We start from the raw sequence: 21,651 nt of genomic DNA, 5'->3' as shown, positions 1-21,651 counted from the left end.
AATACAGAGGATCTATCTTCTTATTGAATATTTGACAGTATACGTTCAGCACCTAATTTTAACATTTTAATAAAGATATAATTTACAATCGTAAACATTACAAATAAAACGATAAACATAACCCACAGTCCGACATGAAGGAAGAAGTATAATACACTTACTCCCCCCACAATAATTAAAGCTATTAAAATATTAGCTAAAAAATTCCACAAAGTTGTATATCGACTTTTAAATAATTTCTGCTCTGTATCCCAATGAATATCTGCAGTTTGCGCGTCCCAGCGTGTTCCGATTAAATTAATTAATAACAACCCGTTCGCACTTAGTAAAAACCACAGTATCATAAAGACTGGAGAAATCCCAGCTACAACTGCCATCGTAATACCGAATACTGCTAAAATGATCACATTAATTAACCAAGCAGTGATTGCTTTCGCAAAAAAGATATCCGAAGCCTTTACTGGTAAATAACGATTCACAAACCAAGAGCTTCCATCTCGCGAAAATGACGTTGTTGCAATGACGTTACTACCCATTAAAAATAACGATGCACAAAGGCCAACACCAATTGCAAATCCCGTTGTCTCTGGATTGTTAATATACTCTGTAATAAACTTTAAATTTCCATCTTGCACAAATAAAATAAAGAACAACATAATTGGCATAACGAAAGTTTGTACAATGCAATTTAAGAAAAATTGTGGTGTACGGAATAACGTTTTAAATTCTTTTTTCACATACGCTTTTAAATGCGAACTTTGTACTGTTGATTTCTGTAAACCTTCCGCCGAAATAACTTGTTTCTTTGCTGTACTCGTTGAAAGTCCAATAACCCCTTTTAAATATGTACGCTCTGCTATGTAATAAAACAACACAAAGAAGACAAATGAAATAACTGCAAAGATTATTACATATAAAGGTCCCTTCCAATTTGCATTTTCTACTAATGCTACTGCTCCAAAATATGTAGTTGGAAAATAGTTTGTCATTTGTACTAAAAGAGAAGACTGGTTGTTTGCAAGGTAATCCGCAATTGCATCTTCAGAAAACGAACTTTTATTTTTCCACTGCAAAAATACGTTAATTCCTACAATAAATAGTATACTTACGATTCCAATAAATATATTTCCTCGGTCTTTATTTTTCGCTATATTTGTATACCTCATAATAACTGTCATCAGTAACGAAGCTAGTACTAACGGCACAATTGGGAAGAGTAAGTAAATGAAAATCATATATATGTAATATGTAATAAATGCGCCACTTTTTAAACCGTACGTAATAAAGATCGGTAATAAAATAAATGAACTCATTACGTATTGTGTAATTAATACTGTTAAAAATTTGGCTGAAATAATTTGCGCTGGTTTTAATGGTAATGGTAATAACATTTCAATGTCATTGCTGTAGTAAAATACAGTTAAAATGTTCGTAATACTCATTAAAAATACCCATATACTCGCAATCGCAAGTCCCATTGCGATAATCATTCCTGGATCTTGCCCTAAATGTATCATTCCCTCATACATTGCATGCGTGATAGAACCAAACAGTAAAAAGCCGACAAATAAAATAGCTGCAAATGAAAATACATACGCCCATCGCTTCTTCTTATCTGTTATAAAATCTGCATAATTTAATTTCAATAATACTTTCGTTAACGTCCAAATTTTACTCATTGCCCGTCATCTCCAAGAACATTTTTTCAAGTGATTCATTGGATTTAAAATGATCTCTCATTTCATCTAAATTCCCTTTAAACTGAAGGTTTCCCTTATTAATAATCGCGACGCGGTCACATAATTTTTCTGCCACTTCTAATACGTGTGTAGAGAAGAATACAATCTTTCCTTTATCCGCATGTTCTCTCATCATTTCTTTTAAAATATATGCAGATTTCGGATCAAGCCCAGTTAATGGTTCATCTAAAATCCATACATCTGGCTCATGTACGAGCACACCAATAATAACGATTTTTTGTCTCATACCGTGCGAATAACTTTGAATTTGATCAGATAAAGCATTATAAAGATCAAACTTCTTCGCTAAAGACTCTATTCGTTCTTGTCGTACTTCTTTCGGCACTTCATACATATCGGCCATAAAGTTTAAATATTCAATTCCTTTTAATCGTAAAAACATATCTGGACTATCTGGTACATAACCAAACGTCTTCTTCGCTTCCATCGGCTCTTCCATAATATTTTTTCCGTTAATCGTAATAGTCCCTTTGTCCACCCCGTGAATACCAGTAATCATCTTAATTGTCGTTGATTTACCCGCACCATTCGGTCCTAAAAATCCAAAGATTTCGCCGCTAGGTACAGATAAACTTAAGTCTTTTACTGCATAGGTAGACCCATTATAACTTTTTGACACATTCGTAATTTCAATCATTCCATCCAATCCTTTCCTTAATTACCAAATAACTATATTGATATTATAGCATAGTTCTATTTTAAGATTTTTACATTTTTCAGTATATTTAACCTTTAAAATAAATATACACCCCTAATCCAACAACTAAAACGACAGCTAGTATAATATAAATCATTGTTAAGCGTTTAATATTCCCCTTTGTCGCTTTGCTATAATTTGCATCACCATTCCGCCCAATTAAAACCGTCGCAATGACAGTAATCACTACAAGTAATACAACGATCATGATCCAAGTTAGCATTTCTTCCTCCCCCTCCTTACAACCATTTTACAATATTATCCTCTTTATTTCGCAGCATATTTCCTCTTTTTACTATTATTATGAAGCAAACTGGAAAACTATTATTACCATTCCTATCCATATGTGATATATTTATAACATAACGTGATTTATTTCTAACACTATAAGGAGGAACTATCATGAAAACAACTTGGATAAAATATTTAGGATTTCTCGGTTTCTTCGGTTTCCTCGGATTTTTTTATGAAAAAGGATTGTTTACTATGTTCTGTTTCTTCTCCTTTTTCACATCGTATAGAACAGTTCAACACGATGAACTGTTTGAACAAATTGTCAATAAATCGTGTCGCAATGCATTTATCGTTACGTTACTAACTACCACAATCATTATGTTTATTGAAATGTTATTTCCAAACCCTACGCTACAAGAGATTGATATCGCTCTTATTTTCGGCACACTCATTCTTACATTCGGCTTTTCTATGTTCTTTTTCGATAAACCAATTGATGAAATGGAAGATGCACCATGGCGTTCGTAACGAGAATAAAAGAATACCGTGCCAAATTGAACATGACACAAGAAGATTTAGCGAAGAGCGTTGGTGTGCGACGTGAAACAATTAGTCATCTCGAAAAAGGTAAATACAATCCTTCCTTACAACTTGCTCACGATATAGCGAAGGCATTACATAGTACGATTGATGAGATTTTTATTTTTGAAGATAAATAAAAAATACCGTCATTCTTTCCAAGAAGAATGACGGTATTTCTTATTGATTATCCATATAAAACCGCATGAAATACGCCTAATAGTAAGTATCGATCCTGCATGTAATCTTCATCATATACATTCATCTCAATGTAATACATATCTTCCTCAAGACGAATATTCCAATCTGCAATTACATAGCCTTTTCGTAATAATTTTCCCATTCCAAATGAAGTTTTATGAACAACATATTCTTCTGCCTTATATGTAAAGGTAAATAAGAAATTTGCATCCAATAACTTTCCGTCACATACAAGTATTTCATGCTCTGCATCATGATTATCTTTGTACATTACTAAAATCCTTCTTTGGCGCTGCCTACTTACATCCTTTGCAATGACGCGAATATTGTCCTTACTATCCTTTATTTCATAAATAATATTACTACCAATTTTCGGAATAAAATCCAGCACTCTCATCAGCGTATTTTTATAATAGCCCCTTACTACACCTACTTGCTCACTTCCATTATAAACCTCTATCGGTGTCGTATCTGCTTTACTATCACACGGTCGTTTGTAAGAGAGCTGCATCATTCGCTCTCCTCTTAAGTACTGATCAAACGTCACAGGATATTCTATCATGCGCAGTTCTTTATTTAACTCATACAAATAGCGTTGAACACTCTCTATTAATGTTGTAGTAGCTATACGCTCTTGAAGTTCAAATTCTTGCCAGCTGGAAAAAACATTCCATTGATTATGATCCTCTTCATAGAAGAAACCAAGAATTACCTCTTCACGGTCAGCCGTTTCATATTTCATAGGCACGTTCTGCCCATGTTGAACTTGTTCCATCCACTGACCTAAATAAATCCCCAGCTCTGCAACCTTCATACATGATTTTTGAAAAAATACGCTGTCACTCGCGCAAATCGTTACATCTCCTTCGATAAAGCCCTTTGAATAAGCATCATACCGTGGCTCATCCTTCTGCGGGAGATTTTTGTCTAACTCAAATAAAAACGTTAACATCCTTTATTCACCTCTAGTTGTTACACTAATCATACATGACATCGCATCACGCTAGGAAACTATTTATATACGCATATTTAATTCACGCATTATAACACGTGAATGACCTTGTATAGTAGCTCTATTTTTTTGTTCTATATCTTAGTATATGAATTTATATGAGCGATTTTTCAAATATATCTATCGCAACTTACAATATATCAACGATTTTTTCAATATATCTATCACAACTTACAATATATCAACGATTTTTTCAATATATCTATCACAACTTACAATATATCAACGATTTTTTCAATATATCGATTTTTCGACAAATATCAGCATGATTAAAATGAAGCTACCTTTTCTTCCGCCACTTCTACAATTTCTAAAATTTGTAGCAGACTCTCCACTTCATAAGTCGGGTTAACATCTGTCCCGTTTTCTTTCAAACTCGGATTATACCAACACGTATCAATGCCGTAATCTTCTCCGCCTTTCATATCAGAAGTTAACGAATCTCCAACCATTAGTACGCTTGATTTATCAGTAATCCCAAACTTCTCAAACGCATAATCAAAAATCTCACGTGCTGGTTTTTGATGACCAACTTCTTCAGAAATAATAATGTGATCAAAGAAATTACATAAAGGCGAATTTCCGATTCTTGATTGTTGCACCTTCGTATATCCATTCGTAATAATACCTAACTTGCAATCTTGTAGATTTTCACATAATTGTACTGCGCCTTCTATAAGATGTACTTCCTTCCCTAAATTTTCAAGGTATACATCACTAAATTGCTGCGCATCTACGTCTATATTATGAAGTGCAAACAATTGTCTAAATCGCTCTACGGCTAATTCACTTAGCATAATCATTTTATTTTCTAAATCTCTCCATAATCCATTACTAATCTCTTTATAACTTGCAAGATAATCATTATACCCTGTAGACATACCAAACTGTACAAACGCATTATGTAATGCGTGTCTTTCCGTTTCAGGGAAATCTAATAATGTATCATCTACGTCGAATAATATAACTTTGTATTTCATGATGTTCTCCTCAATTCCTATTTTAAAAGCTTCGTTCTCATTGTTTAAAATTTATTTAATTCTTTTAACTAAAGCACACTTTAATTCAATTTTTATATAACTAAAACTACACCTCTGCGTTTAATAACTTATAATCATTATTAAAATAGGCATGTATCATGTGTCCACCAAATAAATCTCCATCATGATATTCACAGTATATATCATTTTCTCTAATTTCAATTTCATAGAGCGTAATTGCTTTTGCAAATTTTTCTTTCGTTATATCATATTTTCCTGCATCTACAGCATCCCAATTTAAATGTTCATCATTCTCATCATACTCAGGCCAAAAATCATTTTTGTAATTTATCAATTTTTCTGCTATGGCTACTTTAGCCTTTTTATCAAATTCTTCTATACATAAAAAAAGCTTCTCTGCCCTTTTAATCATCTCATTAACATCTACATATTCATTTCTAATATCCAATTGCCAATGTATTTCCCCATTTTTTTGCTGATATGCTTTACATGTCTCATTAAAGGTAAACAATCCTATTAATTCACTTTTTATTGATTTCCCCATCTCCTAATTTCCTTTCTATTATGATAACCCTCCATCAAATACATAGACATTTTCTTGCTTTTTCCCTATAGTTCATTATAGAAATCATTATAAATCACACGACTTTACCGTCACTTAACATAATAACACGATAGTAATATAAGTTTATATATTTCATTATGAGGCGCTTAACCTGCTCTTTATTGAATACACCATTATCTTCTATTTTCAACTACGCTATAAGTAAAAGGAGGCTAATCCGCTCAGCCTCCTTTTACTTATTAGTCTTCTAGTAATAACTCTTTCATTTCCTCTAACGACTCTTTCGTAAAGCCAAGAGCCCTTTCAGCGTATGCTTCAACTGATTCGTATTGCTTTTGAATTTCACCAATCGCAGCTTGCAAGTATTCAGCACGTGCTTCAAACATTGCACCTAATATCACTCTGCTCTCATCGTTTTGTAATTTCGCACCTAAAAAGGCCATCATTTTTTCATTTAGCTTTTCACGGAATCCGTTACTTAGTAAGTAGTCTTCCATTACTGTTTTTTCTGGTACACCTAGTAAAAGTAGTAATAATGCTGAACCAAATCCAGTACGATCTTTTCCAGCTGTACAGTGGTTTACTAACGGTAAGTTTTCCGGGTTTTGCGCTAAGTTTAAGAAGCTCACGAATGCCTCGTTACCACTTACGAAATCTTGATTCATTTTCACAAGATACTCACCTGGTTTTCCTAACATAGAAAGGTCACCAACTTGGAAAAACTCATTTATATTTAAGTCTTTCGCTAAGTCTTGCATAACTGGTAAGCACACTTGACGAGCACCTGTAATCTCAGGATTTGGCTTATGCTTTACCTCAAAGTCTGTACGATAGTCACAAATTAACTTTAAACCAGACTTTTGTAAATAGTCGATATCCCACTCTGTTAGTCCTGCTAATTCTTCAGAACGGTATAATTTGCCCCATTTCACTTTACGTCCATCTGTCGTTTCATATCCACCCATATCACGGAAGTTAAACGCACCTTGTAATGGCAATCTACGCTCAGCTACTGTCACTGCTTGTCCATTACTTCCTACTAGTCTAAAATATGGACGTTCATTTTCACTCGGGTTTTCAATTGTATATGATAATCCTCCATTTACAGTTGCAAGTAGTTCTCCATTTTCTTCAATATGATCTGGTGAAGTACTCCAATAAATACGAACTTCTTCTATATTATTTTCCCACTTTATTTGTAACGTATTATCTTCAATTCTTTCTACAGTTGCTTGTAGCCAATTTCTTTGCTGCTCCATTCTTTCACCAACGCTTTCTCTTATAATCGAATCTCACTCTATTGTATTATACAAATATCTACTTTGTCGTTCTCATTTTTCTTTTTATCTTACAAACAGGCAAAAAGTTCTTTTACTTGTTCAAAATTTGTACATGGATTACCGCGAAATACGTATGCGATTTGTTCATTACCTAAATCTTCGTATACAACTGTTCCGCGATTAGGGTGCGAATAAAACTCTAACCCGTTTATAATTTGTTTTGGGCCATAGTTCATTGTCCATGAAGAAATAGGATAATACGCTTTGTTTTTATGTCTACAAACCCAAAGTGCATATAGTTTATTAACTTCGTCCCAGTATACATACTGCGTTTCGTCATTTCCGAAACCGACCGATTCAAGTTTCCAATTTAGTTTTTCATGAATTAACAAATTTACATAGGATACGTCATCTGGAGCATTCCACTCTCTACATCTTCCTATCTCATCCATTTCACTTCTCTTCGCTTGAAAGCTTAATAAGTGAAATGATGTATGTAATATCGTTTTCCCAAGCTCCATATTTACTGGTTGTAATTCAAATAGAAATCGTTCCATTTCGTCTTGGTTTACATATCCATGATCAACAGAAATTTCAACTTGTGTTTTCCATATAGATGTAACGTAACTTTCTTTTCCTTTATAATTTACACCTTTCCAATACACAAGCCCTTTATATTGAAAACAATCTCCTTTTGCTTGAGAAATACAGCTATCCGGAAATACTGGTTCCATTATATCGAGAAAAAATTCCTTTACTCGAAACATCCCAGTTGGAGTAACAACCTGAAACCAAAAAGTTCCCCACTTTTCACCTTCATAACGTTCTGAAACTTTTTCAACATTCCAGCCTTCTAACAATACATTTGGATACAATAACACGAATGAATGCATGGATTGCTTTAACATATATAGTCCCCTCCCGCTATACGAGTTCGAGAGTATACATCATTCATCCTCCTAAAACTTTCTCACATATCTCTCAGTTGAACTAAACAACTGACATCCGTTCTTTTCAAAAACATCCTTCATCCACTCATTTTGTATATTTGTCTCACCAATATAATAAGATGCACCTATTTCCTTTAAGACAAACATCGCACCTGCAAATAACGCAGCTTCATATCCCTTATTACGCATATTTGGAGTAACTGCGAAGTACATAAGTTTCCCTTCTTCTAACGCACCTCTTTCAATATGTGGAATTACAATTCCTATCAGCTCTTCACCTACACTCGCTATTAAACAATGTTCTTTCCACTGCTCACCAATTTCTTCTAGCATCATATGCACAAATTGATCATGAGCGACTGGTTCTCCCGTTGCTTCATTCCACAGTGAATAAAAAGCCTCTTCTCCAACTTCTTCAATAAGCTTAAAATCAATTTCACTTTCTACATCTTCTACTTCATATATATCTTTAAATACAATCATGTTTTCAGTAACATATTCAAATGAATACGTTTCAAAACATTTTTTATACACATCATAATTTGGACTTTTTGAAGAGATTTCAAAATGTAGTTTTTCTAATCCATCTTTTTCAGCTTCAGCAACGTAATATTGCACCATCTCTTCTAATTGCTCTTCTGTAAAAACCTCTGCATTATTTTCTTTTATCATAATAGAAGAAGCACTTCTTCTTATTTTAAAATGTTTTTCTAACTGTTCTATCGTCGTCATATTCTTCCCTCATCTATATCATACTCGAATTTCTAATCGTTCTCCTTGCATGAGCAGGATTGTCCTTGAATATATAGAATACTAGAAAAGATCGCATCTTTAAAGTGCGGAGGAGGTTCTCCATTGGATATTACAGCATTGCAACAACAGTTAGAGCTTATACAACAAAATGACTACACGCAACTGCAACATATAGACGTAAATGAGTTAACTTTGAACATGCTTCAGTATATCGGAACGACTGATAGCTACGTTCGTTACCAACTTATATATAAATGTTTTGCGCATTTCATTCATCATGAATTCCTTATGGACGATCAGCTGAAATTACTTCTGCAAACTTGTTTAAGTGATGAGTATTTATATTGTGACATTTACTCCCCACATACAGATGGGGTTTTCACACGTTCTTACACTGTTTCGTTAATTGCGTTAATACTCCAATTCGCTAATTCGCACTACTTTTGTACAGAGGAGGATATCGAAGAAATAAAAAATAAACTCATTACATACACAAACTTAGAAACGGATTTTCGGGGCTATATTGAAAATAAAGGATGGGCTCATTGTCTTGCTCATGTATCTGATGCCTTTACTGAAATTGTTCATAATACGTATACAACTTTTGAATGGTACGAAGAATTAATTCATTGTTTATTAAATAAAATCTTTATTCCATCTGACCTTTTTCATAATAACGAAGATGAACGCATTGTTACTCCATTACTAGCAATGCTGTATCATGATTTTCCTCAGAACGATTTAATTTCTATTATTCATAAAAAAATAAAAAGGCTTCCTCAAATTAGAAAACGCCTTTCGCTTAATGAGTATTGTATTTTATGTGCCAATATTAAAACCTTTTTACGCACATTATTTTTCAGAACGAAAGATGACCATAACTTAGCCTTTACAGCACGTAAAACAGAAAGAATGTTAAAAGAACTTCCTAACTATTATTAAATACAAGGAGCAATGACATGGGTTATATTGAAGATATGAGAAATCTAGTAGGAAATCATCCACTTATTCTAATAGGATCACACGCCATTATAGTAAATGAAAAAGATGAAGCATTGCTGCAGCTCCGTACAGATTTTAACCGCTGGGGCATTATTGGCGGTGCCTTAGAATATAACGAAACGTTAGAAGATGCTTTAAAACGAGAAGTGTTTGAAGAAACTGGACTTATTATTAAAAATCCAGAACTATTCCGTACATACTCAGGACCAGATTTCTTTCAAATCTATCCAAATGGCGATCAAGTACACGGTGTACTCGTTGTTTATATTTGCCGCGAATTCCACGGTGAGCTTGTATGCGACCATACGGAATCGAAAGAACTACGCTTCTTTTCACTTGATGAATTACCTAATAATCTTCCTCCTGTTATCGAGAAGATTATTACAGATTATCTAAAAAAATAAGGGAACGCTTAACGTTCCCTCTCAAATCCAATCCGTTTTTTAATTTCCGCTAAATTTACCTTCGCAATAGCGCGTGCCTTCTCAGCACCGTTTTCTAATGCTTCATATAATAAATCCGGCTCATTCATATACATTGCGTACTTTTCACGAGGTCCAGCTAACTCACGATCTACAACGCGAAACAACTCTTTTTTCACATCGCCCCATCCGATTCCAGTCTCATATTTTTCACGTAATGACTGTACTTCGTCTTCTGTCGCAAACTCTTTATATATCATAAATAATGTTTCTAATTCTTTCGGTTCATTTGGAAGTGAAGAGTCTGTTTTGATTTTAAATATTAACTTTCGAAGTTTTTCTTGCTCTGCAAATAATGGGATTACATTTCCGTAACTTTTACTCATCTTCCTTCCATCAAGACCAGGTAAAATAGCTCCTTCTTCTTGTATGACATACTCCGGTAGTGTAAATGTCGTGCCAAATGTATGATTAAAATACGTCGCAATATCACGCGCGATTTCAATATGTTGAATTTGGTCTTTTCCGACAGGTACATGTGTAGCTTGAAATAGTAATATGTCGGCTGCCATTAAGATCGGGTACGTATATAACCCCATGTTCACTCCCGCATCGACCTCTAACCCTGCTTCTTTATTTTGCTCCACCTTCGCTTTATACGCATGAGCACGGTTCATAAGACCTTTCGGAGTTAGGCAAGCTAAAATCCAAGCTAATTCTAGAATTTCCGGTACTTCTGTTTGCCGATAAAAAACAACATCTTCACCAAGTCCAAGTGATAACCAAGTAGCTGCTACCTCTTTCGTATAACTGCTGAACTTTTCTGAATCATGCACAGCATTTAATGCATGATAATCAGCTATAAAGTACAATGCTTTTCCTTCATTATTCTTTGACATTTGTAATGCAGGTTTAATCGCACCAATATAATTCCCTAAATGCGGATAACCTGTCGGCTTAATTCCTGTTAACATTATTTTTTCACTCACACTAACTCCTCCTTTCTCAAAATAAAAAGAGCCCCTCATCCTTAAAAAAGGACGAGAGACTCCCGCGGTACCACCTTAATTAGCTATCATTAGCTCACTTCATACTTCAATAACGTGAAGTAACCGTCTTTACCTACTCATTTCAGTTAGAAGCTCCAGAGCCCATTCCATATTCATCCCTTACTGATTTCCACCACACATCAGCTCTCTAAAAAGTTTCGAATATGTACTCTTCTCTTTCATTGCTTTTTCGTTATTTTTTACAGTTTATCACATTTCACTTCCAAACAAACCCTAATTTTCTATTTTATATAGCAGGAATTTCCACTTCAATTGTCTAATGTTATATAGGTTTGTTGAAATATTCGAAACAACTTTGGAGGTTTTTTCATGGTAAAATATATATCAATTTTAGGTTCAACAGGATCCATCGGCACATCTGCATTAGATGTCGTTTCAGCTCATCCTGAACATTTTAAAATCGTCGGTTTAACCGCAAATTATAATATCAATCTTCTTGAGCAACAAATCAAAACGTTTCAACCTCGTATTGTAAGCGTTGCGACAAAAGACTTAGCAGACAAGCTTCGTACGCGTATTTCAGCAAATACAAAAATCACACACGGGACTGATGGCTTAATTGCAGTAGCTACTCACCCTGATTCAAATCTTGTATTAAGCTCTGTTGTAGGTGTTTCAGGATTACTTCCAACAATTGAAGCATTAAAAGCGAAGAAAGATATCGCTATTGCTAATAAAGAAACTTTGGTTGCAGCTGGACATATCGTAACTGAACTAGCGAAACAAAACGGATGTCGCTTAATTCCAGTAGATAGTGAGCATTCAGCTATTTTCCAATGTTTAAACGGAGAAAATAATAAAGAGATTGAGAAGTTAATTGTAACAGCTTCCGGTGGTGCTTTCCGTGATAAAACACGTGATGAAATGCAAACATTACAAGCAAAAGATGCTTTAAAGCACCCAAACTGGTTAATGGGCGCAAAACTAACGATTGATTCTGCCACATTAATGAATAAAGGGTTCGAAGTAATGGAAGCGAGATGGCTATTTGATATTCCATATAAAAAAATTAATGTAATGATTCATAAAGAAAGTATCATTCATTCTTTAGTAGAATTTATTGATGGATCAGTTATGGCGCAGCTCGGTGCTCCTGATATGAGAATGCCGATTCAATATGCGTTTCACTATCCTACTCGGCTGCCTTCTTCCTATGAAAAATTAAATTTATTAGAAATCGGTAGTTTACATTTTGAAAAACCAGATTTAGAGAAGTTCCCTTGTCTACAATACGCATATGAATGTGGCAAAATCGGTGGTACTACTCCCGCTGTATTAAATGCAGCAAATGAAATTGCGAATGCGCTATTCTTAAAAAATGAAATTGCCTTTTTCGATATTGAAAAAACAATTTACAAAACAGTTGAAGCTCATCATAACGTAAAAGATCCTTCACTAGATGCTATATTAGAAGCAGATCAATGGGCACGCCAATATGCAAATGAATTGTTAATAAAAAAGCGCTAAAACAGTTCCAACTGTTTTAGCGCTTTTTTTCACGTATTCAACTTAACAAATCTATAACCGTGTGTAACTAACACTTTTAATATCGCATATCCTGGAATGGCCAAAATAATGCCCATAATCCCGAATAAGTTTCCGGCAGTTAAAATGATAAAAATGATAGTAATCGGATGAATATCTAACTTTTTACCCATAACTTGCGGAGAAATAAATTTACCTTCTGCTAATTGTACAACCATCATAACGATAATTACTTTTAACACCATTGCTGGCGAGTCGATAAATGCGATAATTAACGCTGGTGTAATCGCGATAATTGGTCCTACGTACGGAACGATATTTACAATCATCGCTAAAATCGCAAGTAATACCGCATATTTAATACCAATAATAAGATAACCAATTAATAGCATAATACCGATAAATAAGCTGACGATAATTTGACCTCTAATATACGAGCTAATCGCATAATGCATATCATCTAGTATTCTCATTGCTGCTGGTTGTCTTTGCTCTGAAATAAACTTTAAAAAGTGATTCGGCAATTGCTCACCATCTTTTAAAAGATAGAACAATATAAATGGAACCATTACAAATGTCAAAACAACCTCTGTAACAGTACTCAAAAATCCAGTTACATTCCCAGTTACTGATGATAATGACTTTGTAAAATCAACTGTGTATTCTTTTACCATATTCGCAACATTAATATTTAAATTCTCCTGAATTTTACCGAGTAAATTACTTTCCCCGAATCTACGTGCTGCTTGTTCAATCTCATGGCCAAAATACGGTAAGTTATCAATTAATGCATCAATTTGATCTTTAATAATAGGGATAACCGTTACAACTAAAAATACAAATAATCCTAGTACGATTAAATATATGGAAGCTATCGATACGATTCTTGAAACACCTTTCTTTTCTAAAAGCGAAACGAATGGATGCAAAATATAAAATAGCACGCCTGCTAATAGTACTGGGAAGAAAATTGTTTTTAAAAATACGATAAACGGTGTAAAAACAAATGATATTTTTGTTAGCAATAAAATATTAATGAACAATAACGCAAATCCAAGTAATACCGCCAAATAATTTTGTTCTCTAAAAAACTTTCTTAACTTATCTCTTTTTCTTATATTTATTTTCTCCAATGAAACCACCTCTTCGAATGATGAAAAGCCCTTATTCAGGGCTCTTCATCATAATCTATATCTCTATTTCCTTGCAGCTTTCACTACAAATGATACAATAAGAATTAACACGATTGCACCTAATAATGCCGGCACGACATGAATCCCACCAAATGATGGCCCAAAGGATCCAAATAATCTACCACCTAACGAAGCACCTAATAAACCTGCGATAATATTTCCGAACATACCACCTGGGAAATTTTTACCTGTTATAGAACTAGCAATTGCACCTATAATAGCACCAACTATTAATGTGATAATCCATCCCATTTTTAGTCCTCCATTTCTATTATAGTTTGTATGATTCAATACAAACATATGTATTTATCATTGCTAATCATATTTCACTATAGAAATATATTTACTACTATTTTACATATGGAGATACATATATTATATGCAAAAAAGAAAAATATTGTCAAACTCACCCATAAAGCAATTATATTCATATACCATATTTAAAGGAGGCTTCATTGTCTATGATTCTTAAGTTAAATTCCACTTCTTTTGAAGTAGCAACATCCATTTTACAGGTTCAAATTCCAGCTTATAAAGTTGAAGCAGACTACTTAAATAGTACTGCCATACCTCGTTTATATGATACTGTAAACGATATTCAAAATTGCGTTGAAACATTCTATGGATATTTTTCTGAAAATAAACTTGTCGGTTTTATTTCTTTTGTACAAGAAGAAAAACTAATCGATATCCACAGGTTAGTTGTATCGCCCAATTTTTTTCAAAAAGGAATCGCAACGAAACTCCTAATTTATATATTTAACATGTTTCCCTCTTCAATGGCATACATTGTACAAACAGGTAAAGCGAATACCCCTGCTATTACTTTATATAAAAAACACGGATTCATTACAGTATCAGATACAATACTTCCTGACGGTATGATTCTTACGCAATTAAAAAAGACAGAATACACAAAATAATTTGACTTGTTCGCTCCTTTATGTTATTTTTTACTTTATAAAACCTTTTGCTGAGTCCAAATTTTGGAGCGGGGGAACCATTTTTGTAGCTATGCTACTTGGGGCGAATCTTTTTTAAGTAGGGAAACTCTCACTTCCCGAGTCCGACAGCTAACCTCGTAAGCGTAATGGGAGAGGAAGGTGCTTTTTGCCTATGTTACACATTTTGCCTCCTTAATTATAAATATGGGATCGATATCAAATAGTCACCTATATTTATAGAAAAGGAGAATGTATTATGTTACGTTTATCTGATCACGCAATTAAAATGATGGAGCAAAGACTTCGAATTGAAAAACAACGCACATATCAAGCAAATAAGGTTGTAGATAACTTACATCACAAATACTTCTTTCAGCATATTTTTCAACCGAAAAGATAAAGAAAATGTTTATTTAATATTAAAAAACACAAGGTGTGTCTTACAAAGACATTCCTTGTGTTTTTTATATTCTTTATAAAATTCTCACTACATTTAAGCTTGCTGTAATCGCACCTGCTATAGTAGTCACATGCCCTACACCTAACGGGCCATTTTGTAATATTAATGTTGAATTGGCACTCGTCACATTCACAAGAAGTGTATTTGAAATGGCTGGTTCGATTACTACAGTTGATGTCGTTACGTTTTGTATAAAACTCCCTGTTAGTTGCGTTCCATTTAATAGCAAGCTAACAGATACTGTCTCATTCCCACCATTTGCATCCCCTTGAAAATAGTAGCTTACTAAATATATTCCTGGCGTCGTTACTGTGACTGTCGTAGCACTAGTTAAAGATACACCAGTTCCATATACAGTGGATCCAGAATTAATTGGTATTAACGCATTCGCTGCAATTGTACTCGTTGAAGTAGAAAAGAAATAACCGCCCCCACTAGGTAAACCAGTCGCTCCTGTCGCTCCCGCTATTCCAAAGAAACCTATTGAACCTGCACTACCAGTTGCTCCTGTCGGTCCCACCACGCCACTTGGGCCCTGACTACCTTGTGCTCCAACTGGGCCTATACTACCACTAGCACCTGTCACCCCACTTGCTCCAGTTGGGCCTTGCAAACCTTGAACTCCTTGTATACCTTGTATTCCTTGCGAACCCGTTGCACCTGTATTACCTGTCGTTCCCGTTATTCCTTGTATTCCCGTAATCCCTTGCACTCCTTGCACACCTTGTGGTCCAGTTGCCCCGGTTGCTCCAGTTGCCCCAGTTTCACCCGTTGCACCTGTAATTCCAACATTTCCTTGTGGACCTTGGGGCCCTTGACTACCTTGCGCTCCTTGGACTCCTTGAGGTCCTGTTATACCAATTTCCCCTGTATTTCCTTGGGGGCCTCTAATTCCTTGTGCACCTGTTGGACCGATAATTCCTTGCACACCTTGTATTCCTTGCACTCCTTGCGCTCCTGTTGGACCCGTTATTCCTTGTAATCCTTGAGGACCTTGCAAACCGATAGCTCCAGTCGGTCCTATTATTCCTTGCACTCCTTGAGGACCTTGGGCACCTTGTGTACCTGTCAATCCGGTAGTCCCTTGTATCCCTTGAACACCTTGAGGACCTTGTGTTCCAGCTGCTCCTGTTTCCCCTTGAATTCCTTGTACGCCTTGGATTCCTTGTGCTCCAGCTGGGCCGGTTGCTCCTCGGATTCCTTGTGCTCCTTGAGCTCCTTCCGCTCCTGTAACACCAACTGGACCAGCTATCCCTTGTATTCCCACCATTCCTTGTGCACCTGTTGGACCTATCACACCTTGAATACCTTGAATACCTTTAGGACCTTCTGCACCAGTTGGACCAGTTACTCCCAGCGGACCTTGTATTCCTTGAGAACCTTCTGCACCCGTTGGACCTGTTATACCTTGGTTACCTTGAGGACCTTGTGCTCCTTGTACTCCAACTGCTCCAACTACACCTTGGGCACCTTGCATTCCAGTAGAACCAGTTGGACCCACTTCCCCTTGTATTCCTTGAGCTCCTTGCGGGCCTTCCTCTCCAGTAATTCCTTGTATACCTTGGAAGCCGTCTTCTCCTTGTATACCAATAGCCCCTTGCTCTCCTTGTATTCCTTGAACACCTTGAGGGCCTTGTGGACCAGTTACACCCGAGACTCCAGTTATGCCTCTCTCTCCTTGCATTCCTTGTGCCCCTGTTTGTCCTCGCTCGCCTATTTCCCCTTGTATTCCTTGTGTGCCTTGTATACCTTGACTACCAGCAGGACCCGTTGCTCCTTGTATTCCTTCTAATCCTTGTACTCCAATATCACCAATTAGACCTTGGTTACCGATTAATCCTTGAGCACCTTGGAGACCAGTCGGACCAGTTATACCTTGCTCTCCTGTATCACCAATAGCCCCTTGTATTCCTTGTGCTCCTGTTGTCCCTTGGGGACCTTGTATTCCCCTGATACCTTGAGGACCTTGGGGCCCAGTTGCTCCCGTCGGTCCAGTCACCCCTGTAGGACCAACAGGACCTTCATGCCCTCCAGTTGGACCGATTGGACCACTATTACCTGTCGGACCCGTTGCTCCTATAAGCGGAAGAGGCAGTGCCACTCCAAATTTTTTGCACTTTCTATGATGACGCACAACAATCCCCCTTCCCCAAAATAATTACACCTTTTATATGAAATGCATTTTTATAAGAAAAGTACACCTTTGACCTCATTTTTTTAAAATAAAGAAGCCTATGATTTCATCTATTTGAAATCATAGGCTTCTTTTATAAAAACACTTTACTTTCTAGCTTTAATAATAAAAGTAGTCGGCACCATTCTAGCTTTATATAAAGAATAATACTTCGTAGACGGCTCAGCTAGTTCTCCATCAAACGAGCTTGATGGTTCAGGCTCTTCTATTCTCTCAATTTTAAATCCCACTCTATTTAACTCATTTATGTATGTACTTATTTTTCTCTTATATAATGTCGCTTGTACATTTTCTCCTTTAAATGTTTCAAACGTAATGGGCGTTTCCTCATGATAAGAAGACTTTATAGCAACTTCTTCCGTACCATACTGTAAGTTTGAATATACCGGGTGCTCCCAACTAAAAATAAAACTTCCCCCTGGCTTTACATATGAATAAATCAGTTCCAACGTTTTTCTTAAATCCGAAGTCCAACCTAATGCATAAATGGAATATACAATATCAAAATATCCTTTCGGAATATCGCCTTCTTCTTCCATTGCTCCGCATACTAACTTTGGATTCCAATCCTTTAACGTCTTATTCGCTATTTCAATTTGTGTACTCGAAAGATCAAGCCCCCATAATTCCTCTGCCCCTTGTTCCGCCATATATTGCAACGAATGCCCACTTCCACAGCCAATATCAAGAACCTTTTTCTTTCTGATTGAATCGAACAAACGAATCTCATCTTCAGACGCCGTATACGGACCATATTTAGGTAAACAATCCACTTGAAAGAAATAAGGTGCAACTGTATCCCAACACTTTTTATTTAAAGCTAACATTTGCGTACCTTTCATATTCTACATTCCCCCATCCATTTTTCTTTCTCTAATATTAATTACATATCATAACCAGATCGCCCTTTTCTCTTCGCCCGGTAGTTTTTCACTTTCGCAATCGTACCGCATGCTCTTCCTCCTTCTTCTCCAGCATACATACCGCACCATCTTTTACTTCCATTTCGCGAATGATCATAAAATACCCAGCGACAATCTGGACATGCTTTTAACCTTCCCCATACATTTTCTTGAATTGACATTAACACAATGCTTAACACTTTTGTATACACATTCTCTTCATATACCGGTTCATATGTAATACCTTTCATATCATCCTTTATATGTACATGAAATGGGTATTTCTCTAACCATTTTTGCAATGATCCTTCGCCTTCAATTGTCATCCGAATATCTTCTCGAAAACCTCTTAATTCCTCTATCGTATGAAATGGAAACTCTTCATCAAAATATTCTTTCATAAAAAGCTTTATGTCTTCTTCTGTTTGCAGCAAATCAATTGGCTCTCTCGTATCGTTTGGTATTCTCCATGTATTTAAAAATTCCCGAATATATTCTAGTTCATTTGGAGCGTTTTGATTCAATTCGATCCACCTTCTTCTTAAAATTTACTTTTTTCTGACTTTATGTATAATTATAGTATAAAATAGTTAACCATCAAATAATTTTACTGGTTACATAATTAGGAGGATTTCTATGAAAAGTTTCTCAACACCGATACGTTTCATGCTTATTTCTTCATTTTTTATGTCTTTTGGGTATTTTGCAGTATACGCATTTTTAGCTATTTATCTATTAACCTTTCTTCATTTTTCTGCTGTCCAAGTAGGAACAGTGTTGACGGTTATGACAATTACATCACGAGTTATCCCATTATTCTCAGGGTTAATTGCTGACAAAATAGGCTATATCATTATGATGATAGCCGGTTTATTTTTGAGAGGAATCGGATTTATCGCTTTAGGAATATGCTCTGATTTCTATACAATTTCTATTTCTTCTGCACTTATTGGCTTCGGAACTGCATTTTACGAACCTGCTGCGCGCGCCATATTCGGTTCACAACCAGCTCATTTGAGAAAAAATTTATTTACATATTTAAACCTTAGCTTTAATTGCGGTGCAATAATCGGACCAATTGCAGGAGGGTTCTTACTCTTACTTGATCCAATCTATGCCTTCTCTCTAACAGGATCACTTATGCTGTTATTCGCTTTTATCTTTTACTTACTTAAAAATCACTTCCAAGTCACTACTGAAAACACGTCTATTACATTAGGAATACAGGCCATCTTACAAAACAAGTCTTTCCTTCTGTTTTCCTTTATCATGATTTTCTTCTATATTATGTTTACTCAACTTACTGTCGCACTTCCACTTCATATGAAAAACATTAGTAGTAGCAATCAACTTGCTACACTCGTTATTACGATAAATGCGATAACAGGCGTCATATTTATGGTATTATTCCGAAAATTATTCCACAAATACAACACACTTTCAATTATTAAATACGGTGTTTTATTAATGAGTATTTCCTTTTTACTCATTCCTTTATTTCAACACCCATATTGGCTCTTTATTTGTGTAATTTTATTTACAATCGGTGAAACACTCGTATTACCTAACGCTGATATCACTATTGCAAATTACAGTAATGAATCATATACAGCCACTTTCTTCGGATTTTATCAACTATCACTCGCATTTGGTTTTATCATTGGTAATTATACCGGTACATCTTTTACATCCAACTTAAGCGGAATGTATACACCATGGCTTATTTTTGGCGGAATAGGACTTATTGGTTTTATTTCACTACATATTTTGAATATAAAAAAAGTGGCCTCTAAAGAGGATATACACCTATGTAATACAAGCGACCTATAACGAAAAAGATTCGACCATCATCTTTGACAGTCAAATCTTTTTATTTTTCATATTCAAGGTGATTATGTCTTTTACAACCAAATAAATAGCAAGCCCCTATATAATCAGTTTCAAACTCTAATCCTGGAACGTATCCAGATTTGATACGTTCTACCATTGTTTTATAACAATTATTCTCTTCTGTATATTCCTCAATTAACTCTTTCTTATCATTTTCTGTCCAGTTTTCTTCTACTTCTTCATTCTGAACATCTTCTATTTCTGCTGTTTTCGCTTCGATACATTCCCGTATAACTTCATTTATACGGGAGAAATTATTCGTTTTATATAGAGCATACACAAATCTACCAATCCAATTAGGACTTTTCCAGCATTCTTTATATCCCTTTTCGAACCATTCAATTGCTTCTTTATAGCAATTCAACTCAACATATAAATCTGCTACATTAATTTCCCCTAAAAAATTATCAGCTTCCCTGTTAAAAGTATCTAACTTCTCTTTTGCTTCTGTCGTTCGTTCTAAATCAATTAAACATTTTACATAGCTATACATGATATAGTCCGAATCCCCTGCAACTCGTAAAAAAAATTCCGAAGCTTTTTCCAGCTCTCCAAGTTTATAATGAGCTACAGCTACATTATGATATGCTTCATCCGATGGTTGAATCGAAATAGATTTTTGTAATACTTCCTTCGCTTCTTCCCACTTTTTTTGTTTTATATAAATTTCCCCTAAGATGTTATAGGGAAAGTATGAAGAAGGATTCAACTTAACAACTTCTCTTATTAATTCAAGAGCTTTCTCATCATTCTCTTCCTCATATTTATTTTGTTCAAACATTTCAATTGCCTTCTCATTAATGTTCAAATAACTACCTCCGAAGTGAATGAATTCATCTATTCCCTATCATTATTGTAAAATGTAAAAATTGTAATTTCTATAAAAAAATTTCTTTCTCTCGTCTACATTTCGATTGAAATAGAAGCTAAAACACAAGAATTTACAACAATCAGTAAATTCTTCAATCTCCCTTAAATTGGATATACACCCTGTTTTAATTTACATATTATGGTACAATTAAGGGGGTACTAACTAAACATTTACGCTCCACACTAG

The 21,651-nt window shown here is 35.2% G+C and carries 24 protein-coding genes, 1 riboswitch and 1 other annotated feature; of the genes, 8 read left to right on the top strand and 16 right to left on the bottom strand.

All coding sequences use genetic code 11. From position 1 onward, the window contains the following. Positions 1–20: 20 nt before the first annotated feature. The 3 genes from ACTFN4_RS12900 to ACTFN4_RS12890 all read right to left on the bottom strand — a co-directional run bounded on the left by ACTFN4_RS12900 (position 21) and on the right by ACTFN4_RS12890 (position 2,680). Positions 21–1,679, bottom strand: coding sequence for a putative ABC transporter permease subunit (locus tag ACTFN4_RS12900; RefSeq protein ID WP_000036884.1), 1,659 nt, complete (start codon positions 1,677–1,679; stop codon positions 21–23). Then, positions 1,672–2,397 (bottom strand): ABC transporter ATP-binding protein, encoded by a 726-nt coding sequence (locus ACTFN4_RS12895; protein WP_000570206.1) that lies wholly within the window; start codon positions 2,395–2,397, stop codon positions 1,672–1,674. The genes ACTFN4_RS12900 and ACTFN4_RS12895 overlap by 8 nt, the downstream gene beginning before the upstream one ends. An 88-nt stretch (positions 2,398–2,485) precedes the next feature. Next, on the bottom strand, positions 2,486–2,680 hold the full coding sequence (locus tag ACTFN4_RS12890; RefSeq protein ID WP_000958863.1) for a hypothetical protein: 195 nt from the start codon (positions 2,678–2,680) through the stop codon (positions 2,486–2,488). A gap of 179 nt (positions 2,681–2,859) precedes the next feature. Between ACTFN4_RS12890 and ACTFN4_RS12885 the strand changes: the two genes are divergently transcribed. Next, the gene (locus tag ACTFN4_RS12885) at positions 2,860–3,219 is read left to right on the top strand and encodes a DUF3796 domain-containing protein (RefSeq protein ID WP_000859225.1); all 360 of its coding nucleotides are present in this window, start codon (positions 2,860–2,862) and stop codon (positions 3,217–3,219) included. Next, positions 3,207–3,410, top strand: coding sequence for a helix-turn-helix transcriptional regulator (locus ACTFN4_RS12880; RefSeq protein WP_016122876.1), 204 nt, complete (start codon positions 3,207–3,209; stop codon positions 3,408–3,410). Before ACTFN4_RS12885 ends, ACTFN4_RS12880 begins: the two co-directional genes overlap by 13 nt. 47 nt (positions 3,411–3,457) lie before the next feature. Here the strand turns inward: ACTFN4_RS12880 and ACTFN4_RS12875 are convergent, their stop codons facing one another. The 6 genes from ACTFN4_RS12875 to ACTFN4_RS12850 all read right to left on the bottom strand — a co-directional run bounded on the left by ACTFN4_RS12875 (position 3,458) and on the right by ACTFN4_RS12850 (position 9,011). Continuing rightward, complete coding sequence (locus tag ACTFN4_RS12875; RefSeq protein WP_103622653.1) at positions 3,458–4,423, bottom strand: tubby C-terminal domain-like protein; 966 nt, start codon at positions 4,421–4,423, stop codon at positions 3,458–3,460. 329 nt (positions 4,424–4,752) lie between these two features. Continuing rightward, positions 4,753–5,463, bottom strand: a complete 711-nt coding sequence (locus ACTFN4_RS12870; protein WP_439962380.1) for a YjjG family noncanonical pyrimidine nucleotidase — start codon at positions 5,461–5,463, stop codon at positions 4,753–4,755. Positions 5,464–5,569: 106 nt separating this feature from the next. Then, positions 5,570–6,028 (bottom strand): DUF2262 domain-containing protein, encoded by a 459-nt coding sequence (locus tag ACTFN4_RS12865; RefSeq protein WP_439962379.1) that lies wholly within the window; start codon positions 6,026–6,028, stop codon positions 5,570–5,572. Positions 6,029–6,288: 260 nt separating this feature from the next. Next, positions 6,289–7,308, bottom strand: a complete 1,020-nt coding sequence (locus ACTFN4_RS12860; protein ID WP_439962378.1) for a tyrosine-protein phosphatase — start codon at positions 7,306–7,308, stop codon at positions 6,289–6,291. Between the two features lie 89 nt (positions 7,309–7,397). Further along, the gene (locus tag ACTFN4_RS12855) at positions 7,398–8,237 is read right to left on the bottom strand and encodes a hypothetical protein (RefSeq protein WP_439962376.1); all 840 of its coding nucleotides are present in this window, start codon (positions 8,235–8,237) and stop codon (positions 7,398–7,400) included. 51 nt (positions 8,238–8,288) lie between these two features. Next, entirely contained in the window at positions 8,289–9,011 is a 723-nt protein-coding gene (locus ACTFN4_RS12850; protein ID WP_439962375.1) for a GNAT family N-acetyltransferase, read from the bottom strand. 123 nt (positions 9,012–9,134) lie between these two features. Here ACTFN4_RS12850 and ACTFN4_RS12845 point away from each other — a divergent pair, with 123 nt between their 5' ends. Together ACTFN4_RS12845 and ACTFN4_RS12840 are read left to right on the top strand one after the other, a co-directional pair. Next, a complete protein-coding gene (locus ACTFN4_RS12845) occupies positions 9,135–9,974 on the top strand; it encodes a DUF2785 domain-containing protein (RefSeq protein WP_000355451.1) in 840 nt (279 codons plus the stop codon). Between the two features lie 17 nt (positions 9,975–9,991). Continuing rightward, positions 9,992–10,438: an NUDIX hydrolase gene (locus ACTFN4_RS12840; protein WP_439962374.1), complete on the top strand. Its 447-nt coding sequence runs from the start codon at positions 9,992–9,994 to the stop codon at positions 10,436–10,438. 8 nt (positions 10,439–10,446) lie between these two features. Here ACTFN4_RS12840 and ACTFN4_RS12835 read toward each other — a convergent pair whose 3' ends face one another. After that, entirely contained in the window at positions 10,447–11,445 is a 999-nt protein-coding gene (locus ACTFN4_RS12835) for a tryptophan--tRNA ligase (RefSeq protein ID WP_089171467.1), read from the bottom strand. A 44-nt stretch (positions 11,446–11,489) separates the two neighbouring features. After that, positions 11,490–11,697: a binding site (T-box leader), on the bottom strand. A gap of 138 nt (positions 11,698–11,835) precedes the next feature. Here ACTFN4_RS12835 and ACTFN4_RS12830 point away from each other — a divergent pair. Then, the gene (locus tag ACTFN4_RS12830) at positions 11,836–12,993 is read left to right on the top strand and encodes a 1-deoxy-D-xylulose-5-phosphate reductoisomerase (RefSeq protein WP_439962373.1); all 1,158 of its coding nucleotides are present in this window, start codon (positions 11,836–11,838) and stop codon (positions 12,991–12,993) included. A 29-nt stretch (positions 12,994–13,022) separates the two neighbouring features. On the opposite strand, the gene ACTFN4_RS12825 is transcribed toward ACTFN4_RS12830, so the two are convergent. After that, positions 13,023–14,144, bottom strand: coding sequence for an AI-2E family transporter (locus ACTFN4_RS12825; protein ID WP_000411484.1), 1,122 nt, complete (start codon positions 14,142–14,144; stop codon positions 13,023–13,025). Positions 14,145–14,207: 63 nt separating this feature from the next. Beyond that, on the bottom strand, positions 14,208–14,456 hold the full coding sequence (locus ACTFN4_RS12820; protein ID WP_000539733.1) for a GlsB/YeaQ/YmgE family stress response membrane protein: 249 nt from the start codon (positions 14,454–14,456) through the stop codon (positions 14,208–14,210). Between the two features lie 209 nt (positions 14,457–14,665). Here ACTFN4_RS12820 and ACTFN4_RS12815 point away from each other — a divergent pair, with 209 nt between their 5' ends. Then, a complete protein-coding gene (locus tag ACTFN4_RS12815; RefSeq protein ID WP_000601230.1) occupies positions 14,666–15,127 on the top strand; it encodes a GNAT family N-acetyltransferase in 462 nt (153 codons plus the stop codon). A gap of 38 nt (positions 15,128–15,165) precedes the next feature. After that, positions 15,166–15,308: riboswitch (cyclic di-AMP (ydaO/yuaA leader) on the top strand. Between the two features lie 96 nt (positions 15,309–15,404). After that, positions 15,405–15,548, top strand: a complete 144-nt coding sequence (locus ACTFN4_RS12810) for a hypothetical protein (RefSeq protein WP_000945243.1) — start codon at positions 15,405–15,407, stop codon at positions 15,546–15,548. Between the two features lie 73 nt (positions 15,549–15,621). On the opposite strand, the gene ACTFN4_RS12805 is transcribed toward ACTFN4_RS12810, so the two are convergent. From ACTFN4_RS12805 to ACTFN4_RS12795, 3 genes are all read right to left on the bottom strand, one after another. Then, a complete protein-coding gene (locus ACTFN4_RS12805) occupies positions 15,622–17,742 on the bottom strand; it encodes a collagen-like protein (RefSeq protein WP_439962372.1) in 2,121 nt (706 codons plus the stop codon). Between the two features lie 146 nt (positions 17,743–17,888). Beyond that, a complete protein-coding gene (locus ACTFN4_RS12800) occupies positions 17,889–18,644 on the bottom strand; it encodes a class I SAM-dependent methyltransferase (protein ID WP_000679198.1) in 756 nt (251 codons plus the stop codon). Positions 18,645–18,685: 41 nt separating this feature from the next. Beyond that, on the bottom strand, positions 18,686–19,228 hold the full coding sequence (locus ACTFN4_RS12795; protein ID WP_001072930.1) for a CGNR zinc finger domain-containing protein: 543 nt from the start codon (positions 19,226–19,228) through the stop codon (positions 18,686–18,688). A 112-nt stretch (positions 19,229–19,340) separates the two neighbouring features. Between ACTFN4_RS12795 and ACTFN4_RS12790 the strand changes: the two genes are divergently transcribed. Beyond that, on the top strand, positions 19,341–20,534 hold the full coding sequence (locus ACTFN4_RS12790; protein ID WP_000834867.1) for an MDR family MFS transporter: 1,194 nt from the start codon (positions 19,341–19,343) through the stop codon (positions 20,532–20,534). A 40-nt stretch (positions 20,535–20,574) separates the two neighbouring features. On the opposite strand, the gene ACTFN4_RS12785 is transcribed toward ACTFN4_RS12790, so the two are convergent. After that, the gene (locus ACTFN4_RS12785; RefSeq protein WP_439962488.1) at positions 20,575–21,375 is read right to left on the bottom strand and encodes a tetratricopeptide repeat protein; all 801 of its coding nucleotides are present in this window, start codon (positions 21,373–21,375) and stop codon (positions 20,575–20,577) included. Positions 21,376–21,651: the final 276 nt, after the last annotated feature.

It is taken from the genome of Bacillus cereus group sp. MYBK95-2, from assembly GCF_051915225.1.
In the GTDB taxonomy this organism is placed as follows: domain Bacteria; phylum Bacillota; class Bacilli; order Bacillales; family Bacillaceae_G; genus Bacillus_A; species Bacillus_A cereus.
Note: the sequence above shows the minus strand (reverse complement) of the source record. Positions and strands in the feature narration are given on the sequence as shown.